The sequence below is a fragment of the Hyphococcus flavus genome, from assembly GCF_028748065.1.
GTDB lineage: Bacteria > Pseudomonadota > Alphaproteobacteria > Caulobacterales > Parvularculaceae > Hyphococcus > Hyphococcus flavus.
Genome location: NZ_CP118166.1, coordinates 2,273,759 through 2,288,564 on the forward strand (window position 1 = coordinate 2,273,759; position 14,806 = coordinate 2,288,564).

At 53.3% G+C, this 14,806-nt stretch carries 14 protein-coding genes; all 14 read left to right on the forward strand.

The window, feature by feature from the left end; translation table 11 throughout:
* The first annotated feature begins 276 nt into the window (after positions 1-276).
* On the forward strand, positions 277-2,574 hold the full coding sequence (locus tag PUV54_RS10870; RefSeq protein WP_274492261.1) for a xanthine dehydrogenase family protein molybdopterin-binding subunit: 2,298 nt from the start codon (positions 277-279) through the stop codon (positions 2,572-2,574).
* Positions 2,575-2,582: 8 nt separating this feature from the next.
* A complete protein-coding gene (locus PUV54_RS10875) occupies positions 2,583-4,835 on the forward strand; it encodes a xanthine dehydrogenase family protein molybdopterin-binding subunit (RefSeq protein WP_274492262.1) in 2,253 nt (750 codons plus the stop codon).
* A gap of 38 nt (positions 4,836-4,873) precedes the next feature.
* Positions 4,874-5,341, forward strand: a complete 468-nt coding sequence (locus PUV54_RS10880) for a (2Fe-2S)-binding protein (protein WP_274492263.1) — start codon at positions 4,874-4,876, stop codon at positions 5,339-5,341.
* Between the two features lie 69 nt (positions 5,342-5,410).
* On the forward strand, positions 5,411-6,355 hold the full coding sequence (locus PUV54_RS10885) for an XdhC family protein (protein ID WP_274492264.1): 945 nt from the start codon (positions 5,411-5,413) through the stop codon (positions 6,353-6,355).
* A complete protein-coding gene (locus tag PUV54_RS10890) occupies positions 6,352-6,957 on the forward strand; it encodes a nucleotidyltransferase family protein (protein WP_274492265.1) in 606 nt (201 codons plus the stop codon). Before PUV54_RS10885 ends, PUV54_RS10890 begins: the two co-directional genes overlap by 4 nt.
* Positions 6,958-7,150: 193 nt before the next feature.
* On the forward strand, positions 7,151-8,200 hold the full coding sequence (locus PUV54_RS10895; protein ID WP_274492266.1) for an alpha/beta hydrolase: 1,050 nt from the start codon (positions 7,151-7,153) through the stop codon (positions 8,198-8,200).
* 11 nt (positions 8,201-8,211) lie between these two features.
* Complete coding sequence (locus PUV54_RS10900; protein ID WP_274492267.1) at positions 8,212-8,688, forward strand: hypothetical protein; 477 nt, start codon at positions 8,212-8,214, stop codon at positions 8,686-8,688.
* A gap of 78 nt (positions 8,689-8,766) precedes the next feature.
* On the forward strand, positions 8,767-9,066 hold the full coding sequence (locus tag PUV54_RS10905; RefSeq protein WP_274492268.1) for a YggT family protein: 300 nt from the start codon (positions 8,767-8,769) through the stop codon (positions 9,064-9,066).
* Positions 9,067-9,075: 9 nt separating this feature from the next.
* Positions 9,076-9,408, forward strand: coding sequence for a DUF167 family protein (locus PUV54_RS10910; protein ID WP_274492269.1), 333 nt, complete (start codon positions 9,076-9,078; stop codon positions 9,406-9,408).
* Complete coding sequence (folD, locus tag PUV54_RS10915) at positions 9,405-10,280, forward strand: bifunctional methylenetetrahydrofolate dehydrogenase/methenyltetrahydrofolate cyclohydrolase FolD (RefSeq protein ID WP_274492270.1); 876 nt, start codon at positions 9,405-9,407, stop codon at positions 10,278-10,280. Before PUV54_RS10910 ends, folD begins: the two co-directional genes overlap by 4 nt.
* A 67-nt stretch (positions 10,281-10,347) precedes the next feature.
* A complete protein-coding gene (locus PUV54_RS10920; protein ID WP_274492271.1) occupies positions 10,348-10,905 on the forward strand; it encodes a hypothetical protein in 558 nt (185 codons plus the stop codon).
* 262 nt (positions 10,906-11,167) lie between these two features.
* Positions 11,168-11,830, forward strand: coding sequence for a ribulose-phosphate 3-epimerase (gene rpe / locus PUV54_RS10925; protein WP_274492272.1), 663 nt, complete (start codon positions 11,168-11,170; stop codon positions 11,828-11,830).
* A gap of 5 nt (positions 11,831-11,835) precedes the next feature.
* Positions 11,836-13,491, forward strand: a complete 1,656-nt coding sequence (locus PUV54_RS10930) for a heparinase II/III family protein (protein ID WP_274492273.1) — start codon at positions 11,836-11,838, stop codon at positions 13,489-13,491.
* A 73-nt stretch (positions 13,492-13,564) separates the two neighbouring features.
* Positions 13,565-14,764, forward strand: coding sequence for a UDP-N-acetylglucosamine 4,6-dehydratase family protein (locus PUV54_RS10935; RefSeq protein WP_274492274.1), 1,200 nt, complete (start codon positions 13,565-13,567; stop codon positions 14,762-14,764).
* The last annotated feature ends 42 nt before the right edge of the window (positions 14,765-14,806 follow it).

Consider the following 14,806-nt stretch of genomic DNA (forward strand, 5'->3'; position numbering starts at 1 on the left):
TGAATGACAGAGCGCCAGCTAAGACATTCTGCACAAATGCTCAGTATAAAAATAATTATTGCGTCGCAACAAAAGCGTGTCATCCGTACGGTTCCGATTCACCTGAATTAAAATGTTGATCATTGCTCTGCGGTGAGACGTTTTAAAAACAGGACGGATGGCCATTGACGATACAGATGAGCTTCTATTGCGGCAGCGGGCGTCAGCAAACGGTAGATAAAAGGCGATAAGCGGTTTGCGTTTCAACAACGACAGGCGCTCTATTGGCGTTAATTGGTGCGTCCTGACCAGGCGAACTCTTCGTTTGTTCTTCAGGAAATATTCGAGGGCAATATGAATGCGATTTTTGACCGCCGCCGATTTTTGCAATTTTCACTTGCGGGAGGGGCGCTACTCATTGCGGATGCGCCCCTGCGTTACGCGCGCGCGAGTGAATCTTCGGGCGATTTTCTTGGCGATATAGGGCCGTACCTGAAAATCAATGAGGACAATACATTGATCCTTGGCGCACCATCGCCGGAGATCGGGTCTGGCATGCATACGTCATTGCCGATGTTGATTGCGGAAGAACTCGGGGCTGACTTTGAAACTGTCAGCGTCAAGCAGATGCCGATCAAGTTATTGACGCAGCCTGAAGGCGGCTTCAGATGGGCTTATGGCGTGCAGGGCGGCGGCGGCAGTTTTACGTTGCGCCGGAATATGGACCCGGTTCGCCGGTTGGCGGCCGTTACAAAAAATGTTTTGATCGCATCGGCGGCGGAAGAGCTAAATGTCCAGCCTGAAGAATTGCACACCGAAAGCAACCATGTTGTTCATCAACAAAGTGGTCGACGTGTGGCATTTTCAACGCTCGCGGCCAGGGCGTCAGCAAAACCATTTCCTGAAATCGCGGAAGATGACGACATCGCGCTAAAGGACCCGTCCGATTATTCAATCATCGGAAAATGGCAACGGTCAAAAGGCGTCGAGGGCGTTGTCACGGGAGACGTGAAATTCGGCATCGACGGAGAGCTGCCGGGCATGTTGCATGCCGTAATGACCAGGTGCCCTTATTTCAAAGGCAGCATCGCATCTCTTGACGATGCGGCCGCGCGCGGCGTGCCTGGTGTTCGCCACATCGTAACGCTCGACCCGCCTGCAGGAGATCTTGGCAATCAGTACATTTCGGCTGGTGTCGCCGTCGTGGCTGACAGTCTGTGGGCGGCTCTAAAAGCGCGGCGGCTGCTTGAGATTGAGTGGAACAAGGGCGACGGCGCAGGTGAGAGTTCAGCGTCATTGTATGAAGAAATGGCGCAAACCCAGTCCGAGCCGGGAGTTGAGTTTGCCAAGGATGGAGAAGGACGGGCTGCGCTAGAAGGCGCGCAAAAAGTGGTGGAGGCGACTTACGAACTGCCTCTCCTCGCGCACGCCACCATGGAGCCCATGAATTGCATTGTCCATGCGCGCGCCGATAGCGCGGATGTTGTTGCGCCAGGTCATAGCTGCGGTGGTATGGTGGTTAACCTTTCGCGCGCTCTCGGCATTGAGGTTCCCTCTATAAACATGATTTCCATGCGGACGGGAGGCAGTTTCGGCCGCCGTCTGCGTGCCGACATGGCGGTAGAAGCTGGTTTGGTTTCACGACAAGTCAATGCGCCGGTGAAACTCGTCTGGACACGCGAAGACGATATGGGTTCTGACTATTACCGCCCACAGTCCCGGCATATCGTGCGCGCCGCGCTGACAGAAGGTGGAAAGATATCAGCCTGGAGCCATAGCGCTTGCCTTGCAACGTCCAGCGCTGCCGATGTTGAGCTCGCCAATGTCATGCGAAACACAGTCTGGGCGGACAACTACCCGCGCCGTTTGATCGATAATTTTGAGATTGACGCGCATCATATTTCATGGGCGACGCCGAATGGTCCATGGCGGGCGCCAATGCCAACCCAGCATGCCTTCATCGTTGAAAGCTTCATTAATGAATTAGCGGCGGAAGCTGGCATTGACCCGCTTGAGTTTCGCCTTCGTCTCCTAGGGGAAGCGCGGGATATGCCGTATGATGATCATGGCGGCCCCACATACAATACCGGCCGTTGGGCTGTGGTGCTGCAGAAGGCTGCAGAAGAAGCAGGCTGGGGCGGCAGGTTAGGCCGCCGCCAAGGGCGAGGGATCGCCGGTTATTTCACATTCGGTAGTTATTGCGCCGTCGTTGTCGATGTTGAAGCGAGCCGGTCCAACGACATTCGCGTCACACGCATTGTGGTTGCTGGTGACGCAGGACTGATCGTCAACCCGAATGGGTTCAAATCGCAGCTTGAAGGCGGCGTGCTGGATGGGTTGTCGACGGCATTGCGATTGAAAGTAGATGTCGAAGATGGTCGCGCAGTGCAACAAAATTTCGACAGTTACCAGTTTATGCGCATGGCTGATGCGCCGCCAGTGGTTGAAACGTATCTGATACAAGGAGCGAACGAGGTGCACGGTACTGGTGAAATTGCGACGCCGCCATTAGCGCCAGCGCTTTGCGACGCTATCTATCAAGCGACAGGCAAGCGCATTCGTAAACTCCCCATTGGCGATCAATTAAAAGCTTAAGGTTGGTCATGACAGAAGTGCTTGATAGACGACGATTCCTGAAGGTCAGCATGATTGGCGGCGCATTTGTCGCCGCACTGCCGCTTGCATCATGTGGACGTGAAACCGACGCAGTTAGCGGTGCCGAGCCGCCAAGCGCATCAAATCTACGTAGTGAAAAGCTCGGACTTTTTATCACTATCAAGGCCGACAACTCCATTGTTATTGGCGCGCCGAATATGGAGATGGGGCAGGGCACGTTCACATCGATGCCAATGATGATTGCCGAGGAATTAGACGCGGACTGGAGCAACACCAGCGTCGAGTTAATGCCGCTTATGCTGAAAAAGTTGGCTGAAAATGAAGAGGGCAGCGATGCCGCAACCAAGGGTTTTGACTATTTCCATGCTTATCAGGGCGCTGGCGGCAGTCAAAGTGTAAAAAAGAATTATACCTATCTCCGCGAAGCCGGCGCAGCGATCAGAAATCGGTTGGTTCGTGCAGCGGCTGCACGCCTTGGCGTGCCGGAAACTGCACTGCGTACGGAAGACAGCTATGTTATTTACGATGGCGGCGAACGCATACCATATGGCGATTTGATCGAAGCTGCAGCAGCTTTAGAGGATTCAGAAAGCGTCGCTCTGAAATCTCCGGAAGAATTCCGTATTATTGGCACCCATCGTCGTATCATGGGCGCTCATGACATAGTCACCGGCGCGCCTGTATTCGGTATCGATCAGCAGTTTGAAGGAATGCTGCATGCCGTTGTTGCCCGGTCACCTTATTTCCAGAGCGAGGCGTTGCGTTTTGATGATGCTGCAGCCCGCGCTGTCCCTGGCGTTGTTGATATTATTCAAATTCCGCGGATATGGCCCGAACGCGGCAGCACAGAACTCTTGTCACTTCATGGTGGTGTAGCAGTAATTGCTGAGACGCTCTGGAGCGCAATGAAAGCACGCCGACTGCTTGATATTGAATGGGATACTGGTGAATTCGCCGAAGAAAGTACGGCTGCAAGTGAGGCGGATTATCGCCGTTTTTTAGCGAGTGATGGTTCGGAAGGCGAGGTTATGCGTGAGGACGGCGATGTGGAGACAGCGCTATCTGGCGCCACTCGCATTGTCGAGGCTCAATATTCATCCAAAACATTAACGCATGTTTGCATGGAACCGCATAGCGCAGCCGCAGATATGCGCGATGGCATTTGGACAGTGCGCGCTTCACATCAGTTCCCGGACAGGCTGGCGTATTGCGTTGCTGAAGTTGCAGGAATTGAACCGACCCAGGCAACAATTGAGACTGCCCGACTCGGCGGAGGATTCGGTCGAAAGTATCCGACCGATTATGGCAGCGAAGCTATATGGCTATCCCACCGGTTACGGCGGCCGGTGAAAGTAACATGGACGCGCGAAGATGACATTCAGCAGGATGCATTTAACCGGCCGTGCATGAGTAAATTTCGAGCCGGCTTGAATGCAAATGGTGAGGTCGTTGGATGGGATCATCTTATCGCGGCGTACGGGGCTCATATTCATGTATTCCCAGCGGGAATGATCGAAAATTTCCGTGCACGGAGCTATTACCCCCCTTCCGGCATGTGGTTTGGCGCCTGGCGCGGCCCGGGTCACAACACCATGGGCTTCATGTTGCAGAGTTTTATCGATGAAGTGGCTGAGGCTGCAGGCAAAGATCCCCTTCAGATGCGTCTTGAAGTTCTGTCGCCTGACCGAAAGCTGCCCTATCCCGGCTGGGGCGCAGACTTCTATGACACTGGGCGTGACGCGAATGTTTTACGGGTGGCGGCTGCGAACTCAGAGTGGTCTGACCGCAATGCATTGCCTTCAGGGCATGGCAGGGGGATCGCATCACATTTTACTTTCGGTAGCTATTGCGCGCATGTCGTTGATGTGCGTGTTGAAGATGGCGAGCTTGAAATTCTGCGGATCGTTACAGCAATTGATTGTGGCCAGGCGGTTAATAGGCTGGGCATTGAAGCACAGATGGAAGGCGGCGCATTAGATGGCGTTTCTGTTGCGCTTCACCAAGCTATTCATGTTGAAAACGGGCAAGTGGTTGAAAAGAATTTCGACACTTACCGGTTGATGCGCATCAACGAAGCGCCGAAAGAAATTAACGTCCATATTATCGACAGCGACGAACATCCGACAGGCACGGGCGAGTTAAGTCTGCCGCCGATCATACCGGCGCTCACAAATGCAATTTACCACGCAACAGGAAAACGTATTCGTGACCTGCCAATCGCCAATCAATTGCAGGCGTAATAGAGGCGCGACGCGCTAAGAATTAAAGGAGCAAAAAAATGGTCCAGTTTACGGTCAATGGCAAAACGATGAACTATGACGGCGATCCGGATATGCCGCTCTTATGGTATCTGCGTGAAGACGCCGACCTTAAAGGCACGAAATTTGGATGCGGTATCGCCCAATGCGGGGCTTGTACCGTGCACCTCAACGGACAGGCGTTTCGTTCTTGCGTTGTGCCGATGGCCTCAGTGGAGGGCGCAGAGATTGTCACAATCGAGGGATTGGCTGACGGTGAAAACCTGCATCCGGTGCAAGAAGCATGGATCGAGGAAGACGTGCCGCAATGCGGATACTGTCAGGCAGGCCAGATCATGGCGACGGCCGACCTGCTCTCACGCAATGACAACCCCAGCGATGACGATATCAATACTAACATCACCAATATCTGCCGTTGCGGCACGTATTACAGAATTCGAAAGGCAATACACCGCGCCGCAGAAATACAGCGAGACAGAAACGGGTAAGGTTTGGTTGACAAGCCATCACATCATGCCAAACGTAAAGCGCTTGTGGTTTTGCGGTAAGTTTGTTTGATGAAGTCGAGCTACGCTGAGGATGTCCTGCCGCCGCTGCTACGTTGGCGCGAAGAGGGATTGAAAACAACTCTCGTTACCCTTGTAAACATCGAAGGGTCTTCGCCACGTCCATTGGGTAGTCAGATGGCGGTGGCGGAAAATGGTGATTCTATAGGTGTCATCACCGGTGGGTGCGCCGAAGCTGCAATTGTATTTGAAGCCCAAGAAGCCATGAAGAGCGGCGAAAACCGCTGCGTGCGATATGGCGAAGGCTCGCCCTATATGGATATCCGTTTGCCGTGTGGCTCAGGTATCGACGTATTCTTTGACGCATGTTTCAGCGATGAGCATTTAACGAAACTGTTGTCTGCGCAGAAAGAGCGGCGTCAAATGACAATGAATTTTGACGTTGAGGCGCTCACCGCTTCGATTCATGAGTCAAAAATCAGTCAACAAGAGTTTGCCGAAGGAAAATACGCAAAACTCTATAATCCGCCAGTGCGTCTTCTGGCGGCTGGAAAAGGATTCATTTTGCCGTATGTCGCGCAATTCGCGAAAGCGCTTAGTATTGAAACACATGCCTACTCACCGGAAGAAGAAACCCTCGAACACGCAGCGCCGTTTTGCACCAGCACCACTCATCTTACCAATGGATCCGGTTTCGTCAGCGCTAACATAGACCGCTGGACAGCAATCGTTACTTTATTTCATGAACATGAATGGGAAGCGAGCATTTTAAGTTCAGCACTGAAAAGTGAATGCTTTTATCTTGGCGCATTAGGAAGCCGCCGCACTCATCAGGAACGGCTTGAGGTGTTGCGGATGCAGGGTGTTGACGAAACGTCTTTCGAAAGAATTCGCGGACCCGTCGGTCTTGATATCAAGGCAAAATCACCACCGGAGATTGCTGTATCTATCGTTGCGGAAATAATTGAAACGCAACGTTTAAAAGGTCTGGCATGAATCTTAAAAACTATAGCGCCATAGTTGTTGCTGCTGGTTTATCATCAAGATTCGGGCCTGAGAACAAACTCTTCGCAGAAGTTGCGGGCGCGCCCTTGCTAAAGCATGCGTTGGCGTCCATTGAGCGCGCTCAGATCGGAAATATCATCGTTGTAATAAACGAGGATAGTCGCCGTATGCGCCGATTGTGTGCTGTCGCCAGCAGCATTGTGGTGAACTCGGCGCCGGAACAGGGTTTGGGTACGTCAATCGCTTTAGGCGCATCGGCTTTAAGCGACGAAACGCAAGGCGTGTTCATTTGTCTCGGAGATATGCCGCTTGTTCCCGGCTTTATGTTTCAGGAGCTTGCTCAGAAGGCGAGCCTGGACTCCCAGGCCGATGCAGTCGCTCCCTTTTGCAAGGGCCGTCGCGGTCATCCGGTTTTATTCCATCCGCGCCATATCAGCAGTTTACGGACTCTGAAGGGAGACAAGGGCGCGCGGCCTCTTGTCGAAGAAAACAATTTCATAATGCGGAAACTTGAAACAGATGAAGAAGGCGTACTGATAGATGTAGATACGCCGGCGAGTTTGCGAAGCGCAGCTCAGCGATTGAATGTCTGACCCGCAGTCAGACCGGATAAAGTTTTACTCATTTATTATTTTCTTATGTAACGAATTTGCTTAATGGATAGCTCTTGTCAGCATGACGTTCAGTTAAGCCGATACTCAGTGTATGGGCAACCTTCAGCAGAATGCGCTGTTATCCTCCAGTACTTGTTTCGTTTTCTCAATGGAATGTGAAAGGCAATGCGAGATGCGCAAAACGATAAAAGCCAGAGTAATGTTTATTGCCGCAGTGATATTTGCCGGGACAATGTTTTTGTCTACTGCGAAAGCGGATGCGCTTCAGAATTGCAGCGATGTCACGTTGCCGGTTTCCATTATAGCAGGCGGCCCGAAAATATATTCACTGTACGGAAAGCTGTGCCATCCGGGCGAGGGCCCATCGGCGACGGTTCAGGTGCTGGTGCATGGTTATACTTATGATCACCGATATTGGGCGTTGCCCGGTTTCGGCGACGACTATGATTATGTGAAGGTGGCTAATGAAGCGGGCTTTACAACATTCGCCATTGACCGATTAGGTTCGGCGGGTGGCAGCTCTCGTCCGCCCAGTGCGTTGATGACCTTACAGGCTGGCGCTGTCACACTGCATGATGTTGTTTCGGCCGCACGTGACGGAGGACTGCCGGGCGGACCCTATGAAAATGTCATTACAGTCGGACATTCGGCCGGGACAGCAATCGCCTGGATAGAGGCGTCGCTGTTCCAGGATGTCGACGGCATCATAGCTACAGGGTTCGGTCATCCATTCGGTGCTGTGCAAGGGCTGGTTTTAAATACGCTTCCCGCGTTCCTGGATTCGCGGTTGAGACCGCTGGTCGGGCTTGATCTCGGGTATCTGACGACCACGCCGGGCTCGCGAGAAGGGTTGTTTTACCGGGTGGCGACCAGCGATCCTGCAGTCATCGCATATGATGAAGCGACGAAAGGATTAGGGACATCCGGTGAATTTCTGACACTCTCCACGGCTGAGCTTGGAACGCTCGCCATTACCGCGCCCGTGCTCTTCGTTATGGGGCAGTACGATCAGATTTTTTGCTTCGGCGAAAATTTGGGCGGATTTGTGAATTGTGCATCCGATGAAACGCTTTACGCGTCAGAGCGTATCTATTTTCCGCTGGTAACCGACTTTGAGGCGTATGTTCACGAAGGGGCGGGTCACAATATCAACCTTCACGATGGCGCGACGAATTGGTTTGACCGCGCCGCCGATTGGGCAAGCGCCCGTTTTTCCGATTAACCGAAAGCTGAATGCCGAAACCAAACGGGTATTCTTCGCGCTCATCCGGCGCTATATTTGCGGCGCTTATAAAATGGAGCGTCGCTATGTGGATGCTGGCCTTTGCTACGATTATATCATCGTCCAAGTCGGAAGTGCCCGCCGACACATGGCTGTGTAAGAACGATATCGAAGTCTGGTGTACCCTGAACGACGGCTGCGACGCCAAAAACGCGGATGAAACCACGCCCATGTCGATCGCCGCGAGCCGCGATGGGGAGTTTTCGGTCTGCGCTTACACTGGCTGCTGGGAGGGGGACACGCGCATAACACAGAATGCGGGGAGAATAATGTGGGCAGCAGACGATGTACCGTTTTCCACCCAGCCAGACGGATTTCGCACGAACATCACTCTGATGATTATCGAGCATGAAGGCGTCGGGTTCGTGCGCGCCGGTTCAATCGCCAGCCCGCTGGTCTGCCTGCCGCGCGCAATCGACCAAGAATAACGGGTACTTACCGTTTACTTGCAAGGGCCTGCGACTGCCCTTAAGTGCCAGTGAACAGCCTTTTGAGTAGGACGCCTCATGATTCCGATGCCATTTTTTTCGCTGATCGACGCGATATTACAGCTCTATACATTGATCGTATTCGTCATGGTGATCATGTCGTGGCTGATAGGGTTTAATGTGATCAATCGGCATAATCAGATTGTCGATATGATCTGGCGCACATTAATCGCGTTGACGGAGCCAGCTTTGCGACCAATCAGGCGCATGATGCCGTCACTTGGCGGAATAGATATCTCACCGCTCGTATTGTTGCTTGGTGTCTTTTTCCTCCGCGAAATGAATATGTGGCTGGCTGCGAGGTATGGCATTTCCTAGCCTGCAATAGTGCCCGTATTTTCTTTGCGCAAAAATGGTGCGGTCCTGTTCATTCGGGTCAGTACCAATGCAAAAAAAGATGACATTGTAGGTGTTTGGCGCGGACCGGACGGAGAAGAACGGCTCTCTATCAGGGTGATGTCGCCTCCCGATAAGGGGAAGGCGAACAAGGCAATCATAGCTTTATTGGCAAATGCGGTGGATGAACCGAAATCCGCACTGACCATTGCATCGGGTGAAACTTCCCGTTTAAAGACGGTGGAAATGCTCGCTGATCCGGCCACGCTGGCTGAACGATTGGCGAAGATTATCGAGAATGCAAAAAACGAAAGCAAACCATGACGATTATTGATGGAAAAGCCTTCGCATTGAAATTGCGTGAAAAAATTGCAGGCGCTGTAAGGGATATAAAGTCGAGTTGTAACATCCAGCCAGCGCTAGCTGTCGTTCTTGTGGGTGAGGATCCGGCTAGCCAAGTATATGTTCGCAATAAAGGAATTGCTACTGAAAAAGCTGGTATGCGTTCAATCGAACATAAGCTTGCCGCTGACGCCAGCGAAGACGATGTCGTTTCTCTGGTAAAAAAACTGAATGCTGATGAAGAAGTGGACGGCATCCTCGTTCAGTTGCCTTTGCCGGACCATATTTCATCGGAACGCGTTATAAATGAAATTCATCCCGACAAGGATGTTGACGGACTGACTGAAGCCAATGCAGGACGGCTCATTTTGGGAAAAACAGGACTTGTTCCGTGTACACCGCAAGGGTCGGTAATGCTGGCGAAATCCGTGCGCGACAATCTTTCAGGATTGAATGCCGTGGTGGTGGGCCGGTCCATACTCGTCGGCAAACCGCTCGCCATGTTGTTGCTGGCTGAAAACTGTACAGTCACGATGGCCCATTCCCGCACAAAAAACCTTGATGAGGTTTGTCGCGAGGCGGACATTTTGTGCGCCGCTGTGGGACGTCCACGCATGGTAGAGGGTAGATGGGTCAAAGAAGGCGCAACCGTCATCGATGTGGGGATCAACAGGATCGAAGAGGACGGAAAAACGCGCCTTATAGGAGACGTCGATTTTGACAGCGCCAAAGAGCGGGCCGGGGCCATCACGCCGGTTCCGGGCGGGGTTGGACCAATGACAATCGCATGCCTTTTGCGCAATACGGTCATTGCGGCGGCTCGCCGTCGCGGGCTTGGAGCGGTCGAAGTCTAGAGGGCCTTCAAGTTGATTTAGGGCTCTACAATACCCATCTCACGGATATCTGTTTGTGGAGAATGGGATGAAAGCGCTCAGAAATACACGAAACGCCCTTCTGGCCGCCGTTTCTGTTGGTGCGGCAAGCACAGCCTTGCAACCTGCGTTGGCTGCCGATTTTGATGGTGCGGTTTCTCCTGCGATAGTCGAAGTGCAGTCCACAGAACCTGTTCCAGCGCCCAAAACGGACCAGCATGTGCCGATCGGCGCTAAGAAATGGGCGCTGCTGGTTGCGGCAGCCGGTTCTCTGGCGTGGCTGTTAAAGCTCATGGGACCGAAACGGGTCGCCAAAGCCGTGTCTGAGGGGGCGGCTACCGCCGCGCGAGCGACAGCCAATACGGCCGCCGGGGCGGCGAAAATTGTCGGTCGAACGGTGGCTTCGCCTCTCCGTTTTCTGGCTGTTCTATTTGGCCTGGCGTTGTTCGTGCTGACAGGTGTTGGGCTCTATGACATTGAATGGATTGGCGGATTACTATCCGGCGCTGCAGTTGCCGGAGCAGGGCTCTATGGATATTTCAAAACGCGCAAGGTGTTTCAACCTATAAAGATTCGCAGGTCTCAGGTTAAGGAAAACAGAAATTAACCAATAATTCCAGTAGCTTGCCTTAATTTGCGTAGATTTGGTCTTATTCTCGCCATTTTCGAAGTTCATGTTTCTGGATAGGCGTCGTCATGACGATGTCGCGAAATTCCTGGCGTTGTCCCTCCAACGCTTTCTTTGCACGCACCCCAACTAAACCCCGCCAGAATGGCGGGGTTTTTTCATCGGCAATTTTGGGTGCTGGGGAACGATTTCGGGCATTGTGTTATTGCGCTGGACCAGCGCATCACGATACCTGATTTCAATGCGTTCAGTATCTATTGCACCATCGATTTTATCGGCTGATTTTGCCTGTTTGGGCGAAGAGGTCGCCAAAGTGGCGGCGGCAGGCGCGGACTTTATCCATATTGATGTCATGGACGGTCACTTTGTTCCGAATCTTACGATCGGGCCAATGGTGGTGAAGGCGATCCGCCCGGTTACTGACCTGCCATTCGATGTTCATTTGATGATCTCCCCTGTTGATCCTTATATCGATGCTTTCGCAGAAGCCGGGGCCAACATTTTGACAGTTCACCCTGAGGCGGGCGCGCATGTGCATCGCACGCTTCAGCGCATCAAGTCGGCGGGGGTCAAGGCGGGCGTGTCTCTCAACCCCGGAACACCTGTGAATGTGGTCGAACCGATTATTGACGATGTGGATCTCATCTTGATCATGACTGTTAATCCCGGTTTTGGCGGGCAAAAGTTTATCTCATCGCAATTGAGAAAAATCGAGGCGGCAAGAGCGCTGATAGATCAAACGGGCCGCGATATTCACCTTGAGGTTGATGGCGGTGTTGATCCTGAAACAGCGCCTATGGCGATTTCCGCCGGGGCGGACGTTCTCGTCGCTGGATCAGCCGTATTTCGCGGTGGCGCAGATGCGTATGCAAAAAATATCGCCGCGTTGCGTCCTGATAAGTGAACGACATGAACGGGCGAACAAAATCATCTACGCAGGTTGCTGGGGCGCGCAGGTCAAGTGATGTTTTGGCGCGAGTACGCAAAGCGTGGGGTGAGAGTCCGTTTTATCAGGCGCAACTAAAGGGGCCTGCGCCTGATCGGTTGCTTTTTCAGCCTGCTGATCCTTATGCGCCAGATAAACAAATCGCGATGGCGCTGGCAAACGGGCGCATCGCTGTGGGCGGTGAAAGCATCGACTTTCAGGATAATTTACCTGGTGTCTGGGATCTGGTTTCTACTGACAGCGCAACATTTTCTTACTTGCAGGAATTTTCCTGGTTGAGACATCTTTCCGCGTTAGGCGAGGACGGTAAAAAACCGGCTCGCGAAATACTCTCAGGCTGGCTCGACCGGTATGAGCGGTGGTCGTCTGAAACATGGGATCCTTATTTTGTATCTGAAAGACTTGTGCAGCTTTGTTCTCACCACCCGCTTGTTTTGGCGAAGTCAGACGCGCTTTGGCGCAGTCGCGTTCTCGCCTGTATGGCGCGACAGACAAGACACCTCGCGCGCACCGCGCATCGCAGCGCCTCAGGATTTGATCGATTAATGACGTCGTTGGGACTTGCTGTCGCCGGATATTGCCTTCCTGGATGCGAGGGACCGGCGGAGCGTGGTCTTGAAATGGCGCGGCGGGAGTTACGTATACAGTTGCGCCCGGATGGCGGGCATGTCAGCCGCAACCCATCCCGTCAATTGAAACTGGCTTTGCGGTTGCAATCGCTGACAAAAGCTATCGAAGCGCGCGGCTATCAGGCCCCTGGTTTCTTGCGGCACATGGTTCAGCGCACCAGTACAATGGCGGCGTTCTTTCGCTGTGCTGACGGCGGATTCGCGGTGTTCAATGGCGGCTATGAAGACGATGCTAAAGCCATCATTGAAGTTCAATCGGGCGCTGGTCAGGATGGCGGTGTTTCGGACTTCGCACGCCACACGGGCTATCACAAACTGAGCGCCGCTCGGTCGCTGTTGATTGTCGACACTTCGAATGACGCCGGCGCGACAAGTGCATTCAAGAGCGGCGCATCGATGCATTTCTCATCGGGACGCTCACGCATATTCGTCAACTGCGGAAACGGCGGTCATCGCGATACTCACTGGCGAAAAGCGCTGGAACAGCGCAGTGCGCATACGGCGCTCTCGTTTGAGACCGCTGCTGTGCGTGTTGGGTTTGCGGAAACCACTCACAGGAGAGCCGAGGAAGCAGCCGGACACCTCCTCGAAGTAGAGCGGCGCTTGGTTACTGGAGGGGCTGAGGAGGGCCATTATACACGCAGACTATATCTATCAGCCGGCGGTGCGGATTTGCGCGGCGAGGAAACGTTGGACGGGCTGGAAACCAAGGAGCTGCAAGCGGCTGTCTGGCGGTTTCATCTGCATCCGGGTGTCAAAGCATCTCTGGCCAGGGATAAAAAATCCGTAATACTGCTGTTGCCAAACAAGGAAGGATGGCGGTTCAAGTCAAATTGTCCGGAACTCACTCTCGAAAAGAGCGTTTATTGCGGGTTGCTTGGCGCCCCGGCGGCGTCAGAGCAAATTGTAATTTCAGCGCGCCAGTTCAATCTTGACGGGATAGGCAGACTTAACGTCAAATGGGCGCTCAAACGCCTTGATAGAGTGTAGCTGGCGTCCAAATCCCTCGCATCTGTAGTACTATTGCGTTAGGCTGCCGGATCGGTAATCGGTTTTGCGTGTGATGGCGGGAATAATTGATCAGGTTCGGCGGTTGTTGCGCCCGGGTGCGGATTTCCGCGCGCGGGCTTCTGATATCGATCCATCAACACTGCTGCCGCGTCCACCCCGTAAAATTGACCTGCGCGCCGCGCGAAAGCTTCTCGCGGGAAAAAGCGTTTTGGTGACCGGAGCCGGCGGCACGATTGGCTCCGAACTGTGCCGCCAGATTATAAGATTCGAGCCGGCTCATCTCGCGCTCGTGGATAACGCGGAGTTCGCCCTTTATCAGGTTGACCTTGAGCTGAAAGAGGCGGGTCACGGCGCTATTATCTCCTCGGACCTTACTGATGTCTGCCGTATCGAGCATTTAAACCGTGTTTTCGAGCGTACACGGCCTGACGTCGTTTTGCACGCCGCAGCTTACAAACATGTACCGATCGTAGAGGAGAACAGGTGTGCAGGCGCGCTGACCAACGTTTTCGGCGCAAAGAATGTTTTTGACACGGCAATTGAGCACGGCGCTGAGTCGGTGGTCTTCATTTCAACAGACAAAGCCGTCAACCCGACAAGTTTCATGGGAGCAACCAAGCGGATTGCTGAACTCTATGCGCAGGCGCTGGACGTCGCCCAAAACGATACGCGCTTCGTTACGGTTCGTTTTGGCAACGTGCTCGGGTCAACAGGGTCTGTGGCGCCGCTTTTTAAACGCCAGATCGAAATGGGTGGCCCGGTAACGGTAACGCATCCTGAAATCATCCGGTACTTCATGACGACGCCGGAAGCGGTGCAGCTTGTCCTTCTGGCCGCCAGCCTGGATAATGCTGATGTTCCGATCGTCACCCATGATGGGCGTGTGTTTGTTCTCGATATGGGCGAACCAGTAAAGATCCTCGATTTCGCGAAGCGCATGATCGAGGCTTATGGATTGGCGCCTGGCAAGGACATCGAGATCAAGTTCACGGGCTTGCGGCCTGGAGAAAAGCTGTTTGAAGAAATCTTTCTCGATACCGATGCGCTCGTTAAAACTGGCGCGGAGGGCGTTCTGTTAGCCTCACCGGCGATGATTGACCTTCCGCTGCTAACGCCAAGATTGTCTGACGTCGTCGAGGCCGCGCTTGAGGGTGAACAATCAGAACTCGATGAGGCGGTGCACCATCTCGTGCCGGAGTTTTCCGCAAATGGGGAAAAAGCTTCACCCGCGCGTAATAAGACGAATCGTTGAAAATACCTGACCGCGCTTGCGGGTGTCTGCGCCCGGCGGTAA